This is a genomic window from Pararhodobacter sp. (assembly GCF_034676075.1).
Taxonomy (GTDB): Bacteria; Pseudomonadota; Alphaproteobacteria; order Rhodobacterales; family Rhodobacteraceae; genus Pararhodobacter.
Genome location: NZ_JAUCCQ010000010.1, coordinates 1 through 14469 on the forward strand (window position 1 = coordinate 1; position 14469 = coordinate 14469).

Consider the following 14469-nt stretch of genomic DNA (forward strand, 5'->3'; position numbering starts at 1 on the left):
CGCCGCGCCGCTGGTCGCCCGAGGCGCCCGCGGCAGCGGGCAACGAGGGCGAAACACCTCTCCCTTGGTCAGCAGAACCCGGGCGCCAGTTTTACCGCACCGGCGAGGATCCCGCGGCGGCTGCGCATCGGCTCGCCCAGCCGTTTCATCGCCATCGGATGCGCGGGGTCCAGCGCGCCCAGCCGGGACAGGAGCGCGGTGATCGCCGCCTCAGACGCCCGCGTGCCGCCGTCCAGCACCTTCAGCGCCACGCCGAGCCCCTGTTTCGGCAGGATCGCCACGAAGACCGCCTCGGCACCGGTCTTCACCGCCACGCCGTCCATCACCCGCATCAGTTCCGTGCAGGCGCGGCCCTCGCCGGCCACCATCTCGGGATGGGCCACCATCGCCTCACGCAGCGCCACCATGGCGCGGCTGCGGGCGTCCGAGCCGTTGGCGGTGGCAAAGCGGGCCATGGCGCGGGCCAGACCGCCCACCGTCGTGGCGAAATTCGGGGCCGAGCAGCCGTCGATCCCGTAGCCGGGGCTGTCCTCGCCGGTCACCTCCTCGAAGGCCGCTTTCACCGCCTTCTGCACCGGGTGGTCGGGTTCGGTATATTCCGACCCGCCGCCGAGGTGCTTGTTCAGCATCAGGAAGCCCGAATGCTTGCCCGAGCAATTGTTATGGACCTGGCAGGCGGCATCGCCGGTGCAGAGGATACGCTTGTGTTCCTCGGGATCGTCGGGGATCTGCGTGCCGCAGCGCAGGTCCTCCTCGCCCAGCCCCATATCGGCCAGCCAGTCGCGCACCGCATCGACATGGATCGCCGCCCCGTTGTGCGAGGCGCAGGCCAGGGCCAGGCGTCTGGCGGGCAGCGCGGCGCCCGCGCCCGATTCCAGCAGCGGCAGCGCCTGGATCATCTTGCAGGACGAGCGCGGGTAGATCACCGCGCCCGGATTGCCCCAGGCCTCGACCACGCCCCTGGCGTCGCAGATCACCGCGTGACCCAGGTGGCGGCTCTCCAGCAGATCCCCCCGCCAGACATCGACAAGCGGCACAGCGCCCGCAGCAACGTCGGTCATGCCCTGAACTCCTTCACGGTTGCGCAATATTCCGCCAACGGGGGTTTCTCAGACCCGCGTTTTCGCGGTATGAGGCAGTCTACCGGGCAAACCCCTGTTGCGCCAGTTCAAAGCCTTGTGCGAAAAGGCCGGCGGCGGGGGACACGACTTACGCTGGAGGCACGGAAGACATATGGCATCTTCGTTCAAATTCGGCGCGATGGGCGCGATGTTGGCCCTGATGGCCGCTCTCCCCGCTCAGGCGCAGGATTCGACCAACCGGGTGGCGGTGGAAACCGCCTGGAGCGTTTTCGTCGACGGCACGCCGCGCGAATGCTGGGCGGTTTCGGCTCCGTCCGAGACGGTGAACACCCGCGACGGCCGCGCGGTCTCGGTGCGCCGCGGCGACATCCTCCTGTTCGCGACCTTCCGTCAGGGGCAGGGCGCGGCAGCCGAGGTGTCCTTCACCGGCGGCTATCCCTTCGCCCCCGATTCGACCGTCGAGGTGACGATCGGCTCGGATACGTTCCAGCTGATCACCGATGGCGAATGGGCCTGGGCGGCCTCGCCCGAGGAAGACGGGCGCATCCTCGCCTCGATGCGGCGCGGCCAGAACGCGGTGCTGACCGCCCGCTCGGCGCGGGGCACGCAGACGCAGGACACCTTCTCGCTCTTCGGCATCACCGCCGCGACCGAGGAAGCCCAGCGCCGCTGCGCCTCGTAATCGCCGCAAAAAGCGGCGTCCGACAGAATTGAAGGCCGCCGGGCTGTTCTGCCCGGCGGCTTTTTCCTATATGCTGCGCTTGCACTTCGTGCAGCCCAGACGGAGACGCGCATGACGATTCCTGGTCCCCAGGCCCCCATCACGCAGGACGTGCTGACGATCCCGCGCAAGGCCCCCGAGGGCGAGACGCCCAACCTGATCGGCATGACCCGCGAGCAGTTGCGCGCGGCGCTGATCGAGCATGGCACGCCCGAGAAGCAGGCGAAGATGCGCGAGGGGCAGATCTGGCAGTGGCTCTATCATTGGGGGGTGCGCGAATTCACCCTGATGACCAACCTGTCCAAAGAGTATCGCGCCTTTCTGGACCGGACCTTCCAGATCAAGCTGCCCGAGATCGTGACCAAGCAGGTCTCGGCCGATGGCACGCGCAAGTATCTCCTGCGGATCGACGGCGGGCACGAGGTCGAGACGGTCTATATCCCCGAGGAGGGGCGCGGGACGCTTTGCATCAGCTCGCAGGTCGGTTGCACGCTGACCTGTTCCTTCTGCCACACCGGCACGCAGAAGCTGGTGCGCAACCTGACCGCGGCCGAGATCGTCGGTCAGGTGATGATCGCCCGCGACGATCTGGGGGACTGGGACACGCCCGGCGAGGCCAAGCGCGAGGAGCGTCTGGTTTCGAACGTCGTGCTGATGGGGATGGGCGAGCCGCTCTACAATTTCGACAATGTGCGCGACGCGATGAAGATCGTCATGGATGGCGAGGGGATTTCCCTGTCGCGGCGCCGGATCACGCTGTCGACCTCGGGCATCGTGCCCGAGATCGCGCGGACCGCCGAGGAAATCGGCTGCCTGCTGGCGATCAGCTTTCATGCCACCACCGATGAGGTCCGCGACCGTCTGGTCCCGGTCAACAAGAAGTGGAACATCGAGACGCTGCTGAAGGCGCTGCGCGATTATCCGCGGCTGTCGAACTCCGAGCGGATCACTTTCGAATACGTCATGCTCAAGGGCGTGAACGATTCGGATGAGGATGCGAAGCGGCTGGTGCGCCTGATCCGCGGCATCCCGGCCAAGATCAACCTGATCCCCTTCAACGAATGGCCCGGCGCGCCTTACCAGCGCTCGGATTGGGAGCGGATCGAGGCTTTCGCCGATGTCATCTTCAAGGCGGGCTACGCCAGCCCGATCCGCACGCCTCGCGGCGAGGATATCATGGCAGCCTGCGGGCAGCTGAAATCCGCGACCGAGCGGGGCCGCAAGTCCAAGGCCCAGATCGCGGCCGAGGCGGCGGGGGGCTGAGCCCGTGCCGCAGATCCTGTTCCTGGCGGTGATCGGTGCGGCGGCGGGGCTGCTCGCCACGCGGCTGATGCGGGTCACCATGGACGTGCCCTCGGCCATGGGGCTGGGGGTGATCGGCGCGCTGGTCGGCGGTTTCGTGCTGCGGCTGATCGTGACGGTGGGCGGCTGGGCCATTACCTTCGTGCTGGCGGTGCTGGGTTCGATGGCGCTGATCTGGGTCTGGCAGCGGCTGAAGCGCTGACAACGCCCTGATGGAATGAAAAAAGGCGCCGGTTTCCCGGCGCCTTTTTCGTGTCACGGTGGGGTGTTCAGTCCATCCCGCGGCTCGCGTTCCTCGGGTTGATCAGCCCGCGCTGCAGCGCGATCACCAGAAGCGCGATGCCGAAGCCCGCAAGGTCGGTGATCCAGCCGCTCTTGATCATCATCAGCGCTGCCACCAGCGTGATGATCCGCAGCACCGGGTTCAGCTTGCCGAAGAGCCATCCCTGCACCGCCGAGGCCATCATGAAGATGCCGAAGAGGGCGGTGACCATCACATGGGCGATGTCGATCCATTCGCCCTGCATCAGCATCTCGGGCGCATAGAAGAACATGAAGGGCACGATGAAGGCGGCGAGGCCGAACTTGAAGCTCTCGACCGAGGTCTTCATCGGGTCCGACTGGGCGATGGCGGCACCCGCATAGGCGGCCAGCGCCACCGGCGGGGTGATGGCCGAGATGACGGCGTAGTAGAAGATGAAGAAATGCGCCGTCAGCGGCTCGATCCCCATCCGCACCAGACCGGGCGCGATGACCGCCGCGGCCACCGCATAGGCGGCGGTGGTCGGCATCCCCATGCCGAGGATGATCGCCACGAACATGGCGAAGATCATGCCGACGAACTGGTTCTGCCCGGCGATCTCCAAGAGCAGCGAGGAAAAGCGCGTGCCGATCCCGGTCAGGGCGATGACGCCGACGATGACGCCGGCGGCGGCGCAGACGGCGACCATCTGCAGCGCCATGCGGGCGGCGATCTCCAGACCCCAGAAGATCTCCTTGATGCCCATCTTGGTGGGGGTGAGCCAGCTGACCACGGCGGCCGCGCCCATCGACAGCGTGCCCGCGCGGATCACCGAATAGCCCATGAACAGGGCGCCGATCAGGATGATGATCGGGATGAACAGGAAGACCCGGCGCATCATCAGCGGCAGCGAAGGCAGCTCGTGCCGGGGCAGGCCCTTCATGTGGTTCTTCAGCGCTTCCTTGTCGACCATGAAATAGACCGACACGAAATAGAGCACCGCCGGGATGATCGCCGCGATGGCGATGTCGCGGTAGGGGATGGCGGTGATTTCCGACATGATGAAGGCACCGGCGCCCATGATCGGCGGCATCAGCTGCCCGCCGGTCGAGGCTGCGGCCTCGACCGAGGCCGCGGTCTGCGGCTTGTAGCCCACGCGCTTCATCAGCGGGATGGTGAGCGAGCCCGTGGCCACCACATTGCCCGCCGAGGTGCCGTTGATCATCCCCATCAGGCCCGAGGCGAAGACCGCGACCTTGGCCGGGCCACCCCGGGCGGAGCCCGCCACGGCGAAGGCGAAGTTGACGAAGTATTCGCCGACGCGCGACGCTTGCAGGAAGGCGGCGAAGGCGATGAAGAGGATGATGTAGGTCGAGGAAATCGCCGTGGTCGGGCCGAGGATGCCGTTATCGGTGTAGATGAAGGCAAAGAACCGCGCCGCGGCATAGCCGTTGTGGTGCAGGACGCCCGGCAGCCAGGGACCGGCGAAACCATAGGCGATGAAGACGGCGACGATGATGACCAGCGCCAGACCCGCCAGTCGCCGCGTGAGTTCGAGGATCAGCACGATGCCCGAGATCGAGGCCCACATGTCATTGGGATGCGGGAAGACCTGGGCGCGGATACGCAGGAAATCGGCGTGGACGATGATATAGAGCGCCACGATCACCGCGGCGACCGCCAGCAGCGTATCGGCCCAGGACAGCGAGGCGCGGTCGCGTTTCGGCGCCAGCCACGAGGCGGCGAGCGCCGCCAGCGTCCCGGCAAAGAGCGGATAGCCGAACGTATAGACGTATTTCGTGGCCGGGGCACCGGTGGCGATCAGGTCGCCCGTCACCCACATGGTCAGCAATTGCCCGCCAGCCACCGCCAGCAGCACCGCCGCGACCGGGACCAGTACCCGCTCGTACGGGGTGAGGGCCGTGGCCAGGCTCGCGTCGGGCAGCGGGCGCGCGGAATAAAGCACGAAGCCCAGCGCCAGACCGCCGCCCACGTGGATCAGCCGGTAGACCCAGGGCTCCAGCGGATAGACGTTCATGACGAAGATGTGGAAGCTCGTGTAGAGCACGCAGAGCACCGCCACGAACAGGCCCAGATTGCCGCCGAACACCCGCTGGTTCGAGGCGATCACCTCGTCGTCGACGCCCTCTGCGATGGTCTCGGATTCGGCCTGCGTCGCCGCGAGATCGGTTGAAGACATGATTTCCTCCGCCCCTTTTTATGAAAAGACCGGGGTGCGCGGTTTCGTGCACCCCGGCCAGTCGTCACCCGTCGGCGGTTCAGCCGCGCAGTTCTTCGGGAATGGTGATCCCGTGCTCTTCGTAGTAGCGGACTGCGCCCGGGTGGAACGGCAGGAAGGTGTTGTTGAGGACGTTGTCCATGATGGTCTCCGACGCCGAGGCGTGGATCTGCATCATGCGGTCAGGGTTCTCCATCACCAGCTTGACGATCTCGTAGGCCAGGCTTTCCGGCATCGAGGCGTTCGAGACGGCGAAGTTCCACATGGCGACCGTGGTCTGGTCGTAGTCATGCCCGGCATAGGTGCCCGCCGGGATGGTCAGCGGCGAGACTTCGGGATGGGCGGCCAGGATCTGCGCCAGTTCGGCCTCGTTGAAGCCGAACATGCGGACATCGGCCTCGGCCGAGAGCTGCGAGAAGGCCGAGATCGGCACGCCCGCGGCGAAGGCGAAGGCGTCGATCAGCCCGTCGGTCAGCTGGCCCGCGGCATCCGAGGCCCCGGCGTTCGAGACGGTGGCGTTGACGCCCAGCGTGTTGAGGAAGCGCGGCCAGTAGGTGCCGGGCGTGCCGCCCGCCGGACCGACCGAGACACGGCGCCCGCCAAGCTCGGTGACCGAGGTCAGGCCCGAGGAGCTGAGCGTGATGACCTGGAACGGCGTCTGGTACATCGGGAAGAGCGCGCGCAGATCGCGATGCTCAAGCCCGGGGGCGAGTTCGCTCTGGCCGGTCCAGGCCTCATAGGCCGGGCCCATGGTCACGAGGCCGATGGCATGGTCGCCCAGCTGCACCAGCGTGGCGTTCTGCACCGGGCCGCCGGTCACTTCGCCCGAGGCGTTGACGCCCAGCTCTTCGCCGATGAACCCGGCCAGGCCGTTGCCATAGACGAAATAGGTGCCGCCCTGGCTTGCGGTGCCGATGGTGATGGAATCCGGCCAGCCGGCGCGGTCCTGGGCGAAAGCGGGCGTGGTGGAGATCAGCGCGGCAGCAGCCAGCGCAGCGATATTCAGACGCATGTGGGTCCTCCCTTGGACGTTTGCGCGTATTGTTGGCAAACCCCGGCCGCTCCTCGGGCGGCGCGGGACGCTGAGGCATAGGGCGACCGGGGCCCCGGCGAATCAAGGATGCTGAGGGCGAGGGAGGCAGATTCTGCGGGGGGCGGCGCCGGTTTTGGGTGGAAATCCACCCATCACGGCAGCGTGTGGGTGGATTTCCCCCCGTTAGCGCCTGAACCGCGCCGGGGCGGCGGGGCTGTCAGAACCGGGGTGCGGCGGCGACCATCGACCAATGCAGGCGCCCGTTTGCGGCCCGGGCGACGCCGAAGCCCGCCTCGCGCGCGTCGCGGGCCAGCATGTTCAGGCGGTGGTCGGGCGAGTCCATCCAGCCGCGGATGATCTCGGGCGCGCTGGTCTGGCCCTCGCCGATGTTCTCGACCGCCATGGCATAGGGATAATCGACCCGCCGCAGGCGACGGCCGAGGCCCGCGAACCAGCTGCCGCGATGGCTGAGCCGCTCGCGTTCGGCCATACGGCAGGCCTGGGTCTGTGCCGCCTCGTCCAGCCGGGCATCGGCGCTGAGCGTGCCCACCCCCTGCGAAGCGCGTTCGGCATTGGTCAGGGCCAGCAATTCGGTCCTGAGGCCTGCCAGCCCCTCGGGCGGGGTGCAGGCCAGCGCCGGGCCGGACAGGAGGGCGAGCAGCAGGGCAAGACGCAGCATCATGCGGCCACGGTTCCACCTTTCGTGCTGCGACGCAACTGGTGCTCGCGCAGCGCGATGAAGATCACGGCCGAGACGACCATGACCCCGCCCGCCACGACCCAGAGGTCCACGGGCTCGGCAAAGAACACCGCGCCAAGCGTCACCGACCAGACCAGTTGCAGCGCGGTGACCGGCTGCGTCACGGTGATCGGCGCGGCGACGAAGGCATAGGTCATCATGTAATGCGCGGCGGTGGCGGCGGTGGCGATCAGGAACAGGACCCACAATTGCCACAGCGTGACCGGCTCCCAGACGGCGATGGCGAAGGGGGCGAGGCCCAGGGTCACGGTCAGGGACATCATGCCGACGATGACGCTGGCCGGGGCGCGGCCGCTGAGCTGCTTGGCCATCAGATAGGAAATCGCGAACAGGACCGAGGTGCCCAGCATGGCGACATGGCCGGTGTTCAACTCGCGCAGGCCGGGCCGCAGGATCGCCAGCGCGCCCAGAATCGCCACGGCGATGGCGACGATCCGGCGCAGGCGCAGCCGCTCGCCCAGAAAGAGCGCGGCGCCGATCGAGATCCAGATCGGGTTCATGTAGCTCATCGCCGAGACCTCGGCCAAGGGGATGCGGGTCATGGCGTAGAACCACAGCATCACCGCCAGCGTATGCGCCACGCCCCGCCAGCCGAAGGCCCGCCAGGTCGAGGGTTCCAGCTTGGTGCGCCGGATCAGGCCCAGCACCGGCAGCACATAGACCAGCCCCAGCGCATAGCGCAGGAAGGCCGATTGCGCGGCGGGGATCGAGGGGCCGAGGTATTTGACCCCGGCCGTCATGGCGACGAAGCACAGGCCCGATCCCAGCATCCACAGGATGCCCGCCAGCGGCCGCTGGTCCTGGGCCTGGGGCACGGCGGGGGGCGGGGTCGGGACAGACGGCTCGGTATTTAACGCGTTCATGATCTCTGGCATGCCGTGCCCCGGGCGCGAGCGCAAGGACAATTCCCCGCCGGTCCGATCACAAGGGCCAGATCAGCGGGATCAGCAGGGTCGAGGTCAGCGCCGCCAGCGCGTTCAGTGGCAGGCCCACGCGCAGGAAGTCGGTGAAGCGATACCCGCCCGGCCCGTAGACCAGCGTGTTGGTCTGGTAGCCGATCGGCGTCGCGAACGAGGCCGAGGCCGCGAACATCACCGCCACGACCAGCGGGCGCGGATCCACGCCCAGCGTCTGGCCAAGGCCGATGGCGACGGGCGTGACGATCACCGCCACCGCGTTGTTCGAGACGACCTCGGTCAGGGTCATCGACACCAGATAGACCGCCGCGATCAGCGCCCAGCCGGGCAGGTCGCGCAGATAGGGCTCGACCAGATCGACCAGCAATTGCGCCGCGCCCGAGGCTTCGAGCCCGGCGCCGACGATCAGCATGCCGAAGATCATGGCCAGCAACTGGCCCTCGATGAAGCCGAACGCCTCTTCGCTGTCGATGCAGCGGGTCAGCAGGATGATGACCACGCCGATCAGCGCCAGCACCTGGATCGAGGCGACGTTCAGCGCCGAGAGGCCGACCACCGCCGCCAGCACGGCGATGACGATGGGCGCGTGGCCCCGGCGGAAGGCGCGTTCCGAGGGCTGGCTGATCTGGATCAGGTCCATGTCGCTGGCCAGCCGCCGGATGTCCTCCGGCGCGCCCTCGATCAGCAGCGTGTCGCCGACCTGCACGACCAGATCGTCCAGCTGGCGGCCGATGTTCTGGTTCCGGCGATGGACCGCCAGCGGATAGACCCCATAGCGGCGGCGCAGGCGCATCTGGCCCAGCGAGCGGCCGACCATGCGGCAGCCCGGGGTGATCAGCACCTCGACGGTCGAGGTCCGCACCGAGCTCAGCTGGTCGACCAGGCGCACCTCGGGATTGGCCTGCAGGCCCAGAACTTCGGACATCTGGGTGCGCAGCACCACGCGGTCGCCCTGCTCCAGCACCACATCCCCCATCGCCCGGCGCAGCGAGGCATCGCCGCGGAGGACGTCGATGACCCGCGCGCCGCCGCGGCGGAAGAGATCGACCTCATCGAGCCGCTTGCCGATCAGCGAGGACCCCTCGGGCAGCGCCACTTCGGTGAAGAATTTCATCGGCGTCCGGTCGCCCATCAGCGCGGTCATCGATTCGCGCACCGGCAACAGCCAGCGCCCGGCGAAGGCCAGATAGGTGACGCCGACCAGCGCCAGCGGCACGCCCAGCAGCGTGATCTCGAACACCCCGAAAGGCGCCAGACCCGCGGCCTGCGCCACACCGTCGACCAGCAGGTTGGTCGAGGTGCCGACCAGGGTGATCGTGCCGCCGAGGATCGAGAAATAGCTGAGCGGGATCAGCAGTTTCGACGGCGCCAGCTGCATCGCCCGGGCCAGCTGCACGAAGATCGGCATCATCACCACGACGATGGGCGTGTTGTTGACGAAGGCCGACATGGCCAGCACCGTCATGGTGACGACGATCAGCGTGGTCCGCGGCCGTTCCGTCACCTGCGAGATGGCGCGCTGCGACAGGAAATCGAGCGCCCCTGTGCGCACCAGCCCGCCGACGATCAGGAACAGCGCGGCGATGGTCCAGGGGGCGGGGTTGGCGAAGACGGCGAGGGCCTGGCCCTCGGGCACGATGCCGAGGACCAGCATCAGCGCCGCCCCGGTCAGTGCCACCACCTCGACCGGGTATTTCTCGGAGATGAAGGTCGCCAGCATGCCGGCGACGATCACCAGCGCGGCAACGGGCAGGTACTCGGGCGGCAGCTCAAGTCCGAACATCGGTGGTCTCTCCTGTCCGGGGGGGCGGGGCCCGCCGCGGATCTCCGGCATAGGCGGCCATCGCGGGGCGCCCGGCAAGCCCGAAAACGCCGATCCGGTCGCCGGGGCGCGGCGCTGTCTGCAACGCGGCAACACCGGAGGGGCGCCGCGCCGCCCGCGCGCAGAGGGCGGGCGCACCTGCCGCGGGCAGGGGCTGTGTCACGGTGCGGCTTTCTCGGGCGCGGCGACGGATGGCGTGACGGGGGCGGGGCCGCTCGGCTGCAGCCGCCCGCCCTGGCGGACCATGGCCACCGACAGCGCCTTGCCGGTGCGGTCGTCGGTCTCGACAAAGATGCCCGAGACGGTGGCCTGCCCCAGCGCCGGTTCGAAGCGGGCGCGCGGCATGCCGGTGATGAAGCGCCGCAGCGGCTCTTCCTTCTGCATGCCGATCACGCTGTCATAATCGCCGCACATGCCCGCATCGGTCAGATAGGCGGTGCCGCCGTTCAGGATCTGGGCGTCGCTGGTCGGCACATGGGTATGCGTGCCCACCACCAGCGAGGCCCGGCCGTCGCACCAATGGCCCATGGCCATCTTCTCGGAGGTGGCCTCGGCATGGACATCGACGATGGTCGCCTGCACCCTCCCGCCGAGGGGATGGGCGCGGAGCACCGGCTCGATGGCACTGAACGGGTCGTCGAAGGGGCGTTTCATGAAGACCTGCCCCATGACCTGCGCCACCAGCACCTGCCGACCGTCCGGCGCGCTGAAGACCCGGGCGCCGACGCCGGGCGCGACCTTGGAGAAGTTGATCGCCCGGATCAGCCGGGGCTCGCCGTCGATATGGCCGGTCATCGCCTTCTGATCGAAGGCATGGTCGCCCAGCGTCACCACATCGGCGCCCGCGGCGAAGAGCCCCGCGGCATGATCGGGCGACAGCCCCATGCCCGAGGTCGCGTTCTCGCCGTTGACCACCACGAAATCCAACGCCCAGTCCCGACGCATCCCCGGCAGCCGCTCGGCTACCGCGGTGCGACCGGCCCGGCCCATCACATCGCCAAGAAACAGAATCCGCATTCCCGTTTCCTACGCCCCAAGTCGGCGTGAGGAAAGCGAAATCCTGTGAGACCCTTGCAGGGGGGCGCTTGTGTCATGCTGACAGGGGGTGGGCGCAGGGGGACCGGGGTCAGAAGCCGTCTTCGTCCCGCACCAGCCCGCTGCGCACCGCCAGTGCCACGGCCTCGGCCCGGTTCGAGACATCGAGCTTCTTCAGGATCGCGCTGACATGGTAGCGCGCGGTGGGCCGGGTGATGCTGAGCAGCGCGGCGATCTCGGGGTTAGTCAGGCCCTTGACCATCAGGGCCAGCACCTTGAGCTGCTGCGCCCCCAGCACCTGCGCCAGATCGCCGGTATCCGCCCCGCGCGGCGCGGCCTCGCTGCCTGCGGGGCGGGTCAGGCTTTCGCCGCGGGCGACGCGGCGCAGCGCCTCTTTCAGCGCGAGTTCCGAGACTTCCTTGGGCAGATAGCCCCGGACCCCGGCCGCCATCATGGCGTCGATCAGATCATCGGTGGTGAAGGAGCTCAGCGCGACGATCCGTGCGTCGGGGTCCTCGGCCAGCAGGGCGCGGGCGGTGTCGATCCCGCTCATGCCCGGCATCCGCACATCCAGCAGCACCACATCCGGCCGGCTGGCGCGATAGGCGGCGACGGCGGCCTGACCTTCGCCCAGTTCGGCCACGATCGTGAAATCCGGGTCATCGGCCAGCACGTGTTCGATGCCACGGCGCACGACCAGATGGTCGTCAACCAGCATCACCCGAATCGCCGTCGCCGTTGTCATCCGAAAACCAGATCGCCGTGATCCTGCACCCTCTGCCGGGTGCCGTCTCGACCTCCAGCATTCCGCCCAGTTTGTCCAGCCTTTCCCGCATGATCGCGAGGCCGAAATGACCCGGCGGCACCGCATCCGGGTCGAAACCGGCGCCGGCGTCGGTGACGGTCAGCATCGCCTGTCCGTCGACGGCGTCGAAACTGGCCTCGGCGCGGTCGGTGCCGGCGTGGCGGGCGACATTGGTCAGGGCGGCATGGGCCACGCGGAAGAAGGCGTATTGCACCTCGCCCGGCAATTGCGCGTCGCTGTCGACGCTGACCGTGACCTGCAGCCCGTAGCTGCGCGCCATCTCCTCGGCCACGCCGCGCAGGAGGGTGCCGAAGGGCTGGCTCAGCATCTCCTGCGAGCGCAGATGCATCAGCAGGTTGCGCGTCTCGGCCAGGGCTGCGCGGTTCAGCGCGGCGACCTGTCGACCGGCCTCGGCGGCCTTGGCGGGATCGTTCTGCTGCAGGCGCGGCAGGCTGTCGGCGATCAGCGAGGCGGCGAAGAGGCTCTGGCTGACCGCGTCGTGCAATTCGCGCCCGAGGTCCGCGCGTTCCTCGAGCCGGGCGTTGCGTGCCGACAATTCGACCGCCTCGGCCGAGCGCCGCTCGACCTCGGCTTCCAGCGATTGCAGCAGGCGCTCGCGCTCGGCCGCGACCTCGTTGAAGGCCCGCGCCAGCGCGCCGATCTCGTCCTGGGCATAGACCGGGATCGGCGTGCCCAGATGCCCCTTGCGGAACCGCTCGACCCCCATCGCCAGCGCTGCCAGCGGGCGCTGGACGCTCAGCTGCACCAGCAGCGAGAACAGCACCAAAAGCCCCGGCACGGCCAGCAGCAGGAAGGCGGCCATCGGCCCGAAAGCCGCGTTCATCGCCTTGTAGAAGGCGGGCCGCCGGTCATCGACCGCGCCGGTGCCCGGTGGCAGGTGGCGGCCGGCCAGCGCGCCCTCCAGGACCGTGCCATGGCGCGAGCCGGGGGTCAGCCCGACCAGCATCGCCACATCGTCGGGACGATAGAGATTGGCCCTTGGATGCAGCGGGATCTCGAAGAAGGCGATGTCGAGCGTGCCGTCGGGATAGAGCGTCAGCTGCGCGTCATAGCGCTGGTCGGGGGCGCCCTCGATGGTCATGCGCGCCCAGCTGATCACCACGCGGCCGGGCAGGGCGTCGACGAAGACGCCGCTGTCGGCGGAGGGGGCCTGCGGCGGGGCAAGGCGCGCGGCCAGCACGAAGATCGCCGCTTCGGGTCCATAGCGGAACTGGATATCCTCGAGCCGGGGGAAGGCGCCCAGGCCGACCAGCCCGGTATCGCGGACATAGAGGCTGCGGTGGTTCTGCCCCAGGAAGGGCAGATCGAAGGGCAGGGCGACGGGTTCCGTCTCGGGACCCGGGCGGTGCAGCAGGGGGACCACGCGCTGCGCCTCGATCGTGGTGATGTCATAGCCGCCGTCCGGGGCCGGGGCGAAGCGATAGGCCTGCCCGGCGTAGGGGGCGCCGCGGTCGCGGAACCCGTCGAGGATGGCGGGCGCCACCAGCCAGGACAGGGCCGAGACGATCATCAGGAAGGCGACAAGGACCATGGCCGCGATCTTGGTCGTGGTGCCGGAGCGTTCGGGCAGGTAGCTCAGGAAGGTCCAGACGAAGCCCGAGAAGACCAGCAGCACCAGCCAGCTGAGGATGGTTTCGGCGACGCTCCAGCCGAGGATGCCGGTGCTGCGGGCCAAGAGCACCAGCGCCAGGGCCACCGGCATCAGCGAGAAATAGAAGATGCCCCGCGCGGCCGAGGCCCCGGGGTAATCGGTCAGCGGGCGGAACGGGTTCAGCAGCAGCGGTCCGATCCGCCGCCAGCCCTCGGGTCCGAGCGCGCGCCGCAGGTTGATCAGGCAGAAGGCGGGGGCGACGACGAAGCCGGTGACGAAGGCGGTCCGCAGCCAGGCGTCACGGAAATAGACCGCGCCCTGCGACAGATGGATGGTGCGCGCCGCCGCGATGGCGACCTCGCCCGCGACGAAGAGGGTCAGCGCCAGGACCAGTGCCTTGCGGCCGCGGCGCGACAGGATGCCCTCGCCAAACAGCCGTTCGGCAAAGAGGATCGAGGCGGCCATGGCGGCGCTGCCCGAGGGGGCGGCCCAGGGCAGGATCCAGGCCGCCACATCGCGGTCCAGCACATGGCTGAGCGTCACCAGCACCGCGCAGAGGGCGGCCATGGCGAAGATCCAGAGCGGCGGCATCAGCCCGTCGGTCGGGGTTCTCTGCCGCCGGGCGACGATCACCCGGACCCCGAAATAGGCAGCGATCACCGTCCCCAGCAACGAAAAGAGCAGGGCGTTGATCGCCAGGGGACCCCAATACAGGCTCGGCATCGCTCTCACCCCACGAGAGAACCGCCGGGGGCGGTATCGGCGGCACGGGAAAGGGGCGAGGCCCCGCCCGCGGGCGGGTCAGCGGACCCCTCGACCCCCGTCCTAGCGCATTCGGCGGGCCGGGAACACTGGACAGCTGACCAGCCGGGCCCGACAGGGCGGGACTGTACACCTGTC

12 protein-coding genes are annotated in these 14469 nt (G+C 68.6%); 3 read left to right on the forward strand and 9 right to left on the reverse strand.

What is annotated here, in order from left to right; all coding sequences use genetic code 11:
• Positions 1-68: 68 nt before the first annotated feature.
• Positions 69-1061, reverse strand: a complete 993-nt coding sequence (locus VDQ18_RS05615; RefSeq protein WP_323020011.1) for an asparaginase — start codon at positions 1059-1061, stop codon at positions 69-71.
• Positions 1062-1233: 172 nt separating this feature from the next.
• On the opposite strand from VDQ18_RS05615, the gene VDQ18_RS05620 reads away from it, so the two are divergent.
• The 3 genes from VDQ18_RS05620 (at position 1234) to VDQ18_RS05630 (ending at position 3307) form a co-directional block, all read left to right on the forward strand.
• A complete protein-coding gene (locus VDQ18_RS05620; RefSeq protein ID WP_416235089.1) occupies positions 1234-1764 on the forward strand; it encodes an invasion associated locus B family protein in 531 nt (176 codons plus the stop codon).
• Between the two features lie 111 nt (positions 1765-1875).
• Positions 1876-3066, forward strand: a complete 1191-nt coding sequence (gene rlmN / locus VDQ18_RS05625; RefSeq protein WP_323020012.1) for a 23S rRNA (adenine(2503)-C(2))-methyltransferase RlmN — start codon at positions 1876-1878, stop codon at positions 3064-3066.
• A 4-nt stretch (positions 3067-3070) separates the two neighbouring features.
• Positions 3071-3307, forward strand: a complete 237-nt coding sequence (locus tag VDQ18_RS05630) for a GlsB/YeaQ/YmgE family stress response membrane protein (protein WP_323020013.1) — start codon at positions 3071-3073, stop codon at positions 3305-3307.
• A 67-nt stretch (positions 3308-3374) separates the two neighbouring features.
• Here VDQ18_RS05630 and VDQ18_RS05635 read toward each other — a convergent pair whose 3' ends face one another.
• The 8 genes from VDQ18_RS05635 to VDQ18_RS05670 form a co-directional block, all read right to left on the reverse strand.
• The gene (locus VDQ18_RS05635) at positions 3375-5546 is read right to left on the reverse strand and encodes a TRAP transporter fused permease subunit (RefSeq protein WP_323020014.1); all 2172 of its coding nucleotides are present in this window, start codon (positions 5544-5546) and stop codon (positions 3375-3377) included.
• A 79-nt stretch (positions 5547-5625) separates the two neighbouring features.
• Complete coding sequence (locus VDQ18_RS05640) at positions 5626-6597, reverse strand: TAXI family TRAP transporter solute-binding subunit (RefSeq protein ID WP_323020015.1); 972 nt, start codon at positions 6595-6597, stop codon at positions 5626-5628.
• 238 nt (positions 6598-6835) lie between these two features.
• On the reverse strand, positions 6836-7300 hold the full coding sequence (locus VDQ18_RS05645) for a CAP domain-containing protein (protein ID WP_323020016.1): 465 nt from the start codon (positions 7298-7300) through the stop codon (positions 6836-6838).
• Complete coding sequence (locus VDQ18_RS05650) at positions 7297-8253, reverse strand: DMT family transporter (RefSeq protein WP_323020017.1); 957 nt, start codon at positions 8251-8253, stop codon at positions 7297-7299. Before VDQ18_RS05650 ends, VDQ18_RS05645 begins: the two co-directional genes overlap by 4 nt.
• Before the next feature lie 46 nt (positions 8254-8299).
• Complete coding sequence (locus VDQ18_RS05655) at positions 8300-10078, reverse strand: SLC13 family permease (RefSeq protein ID WP_323020018.1); 1779 nt, start codon at positions 10076-10078, stop codon at positions 8300-8302.
• 198 nt (positions 10079-10276) lie between these two features.
• The gene (locus tag VDQ18_RS05660; RefSeq protein ID WP_323020019.1) at positions 10277-11134 is read right to left on the reverse strand and encodes a TIGR00282 family metallophosphoesterase; all 858 of its coding nucleotides are present in this window, start codon (positions 11132-11134) and stop codon (positions 10277-10279) included.
• Between the two features lie 109 nt (positions 11135-11243).
• Entirely contained in the window at positions 11244-11870 is a 627-nt protein-coding gene (locus tag VDQ18_RS05665; protein WP_323020020.1) for a response regulator transcription factor, read from the reverse strand.
• A complete protein-coding gene (locus VDQ18_RS05670) occupies positions 11860-14292 on the reverse strand; it encodes a sensor histidine kinase (RefSeq protein ID WP_323020021.1) in 2433 nt (810 codons plus the stop codon). The genes VDQ18_RS05665 and VDQ18_RS05670 overlap by 11 nt, the downstream gene beginning before the upstream one ends.
• Positions 14293-14469: the final 177 nt, after the last annotated feature.